The sequence below is a fragment of the Marinobacter sp. genome (assembly GCF_035268745.1).
In the GTDB taxonomy this organism is placed as follows: Bacteria; Pseudomonadota; Gammaproteobacteria; order Pseudomonadales; family Oleiphilaceae; genus Marinobacter.
Window position 1 is genome coordinate 1 of record NZ_DATFKH010000022.1, and the last position, 1,531, is coordinate 1,531.

The 1,531-nt window shown below is 52.8% G+C and carries 1 protein-coding gene; it reads right to left on the reverse strand.

From position 1 onward, the window contains the following. The coding region (locus VJ956_RS01215; RefSeq protein ID WP_324080748.1) for a cupredoxin domain-containing protein at positions 1-1,531 on the reverse strand (1,531 nt) is incomplete at both ends.

Below are 1,531 nucleotides of genomic sequence, written 5' to 3' on the forward strand. Positions count from 1 at the left end.
GAAAGTCAGGGTGCCGGTGGCCTGCCCATTTTCGCAGTTGCCGAGAACTTCTATGGTTCCGGCCATACCTATTCCGCCGGGGGCGCCGTGCGGCTCGCAATAGTAAGGAACGCTTCCGGCAGCACCAGGTATGAACATGAAAGTATCCCCTTGACTCAGGAGACCGGATTCGAAACTATTGGTTCCTACAGGCTCGTCCGAAGTCGCGGTATGCGGAATTTGACCTATCCAATCAAATAGTACGGTATCACCCAGGGAAATCGTGATGTCCTTGGGTGCAAACTCAAAATCTAGCACCTCTACTCTGTGTTGTATTGGCATCCCGAAAGAAACTTCTACATTTGTAATCTCACAGGGCTGCGTGCAGTCCGGGGTCGTCAAAGAAACCAAGGACGAGCAGGAAGCATCGTCTCCGTCTATTACTTCGATATCGTGACTCTGGCCATCACCCGCTATCGATACGGTGACTATCGTGGTGCCACCCGTATATGAATAGTTTCCTTCCAAAACGCCATCCACATACAAGTCAAAAGTGGTGCCCACATTATTGCCCGTTACCTCTACCTCTGCATCCACGGTGTTGTTCGCCTGACAACTGCCCACCACCTGAGCCGAAGCCGTTACTGAACAGCTGCCGCCACAATTCGGTGTCGTGACCGTGGTCGTTCCAAGACAGCCCGCATCATCGACGTCACGCACCTCTATATCGTGCACTCCTCCATCACCGACCACCCAAACCGAGACTACCTGAGGGTTGTTTAGCACATAATCATAGGTCCCCGCTACTGCTCCGTCCACAAGAACCTCAAACCCGTTCGCTCCCGGACTCAGAATATCAAAACTCACCTGAACTTGCACCTCGCCATCTGCATTACAAGGCGGCAAAACCTCGATCGTGCCCGCCATGCCAACACCGCCCGGCGCTCCGTGCGGTTCGCAATAATACGGATGCAAGCCTTCACTCAATACCGGACTTTCGTAGGTCGCTCCCGTATTTAACAAACCACTCGCCCAACTGTCCGCACCGGTGGTAGCATCCGACGTGCTCGTATGCGCGACCTGACCGGTCCATTCCCACCGCACGATATCACCCTCACTGATACTTATGTTTACCGGATTAAATACAAAGTCCTCCACAAACACGGTATGTACAATCCCACTGGGACCGCCGCCGCCACCAGCTGCCGTAGCTTCTACATTTGTGATCTCGCAGGGCTGTGTGCAGTCCGGAGTCGTCAAGGAAAACTCGTCCTGGCAGTCGGCATTCACCTCATCCTGAATAACAAGTGTTGCAACCCCACCGTCACCAGGAATAGAGATTGTAGTCTCCGTATTCCCGGCAGGATCGTAGGGCACCGTTGTTTCAAGAACTCCATTTACGAATACTTCAAAATTATCGCCCTCCGGTTGAATATGAGTAACCGAAATCAAAACGTCTACATTATTGCCTGCATCACAGGTCGATGTAACTTCCCCGGTGGCCGTAATACTGCAGCTAGGGGCAGCACCGCAATCCGGTGCCAAAAAATCG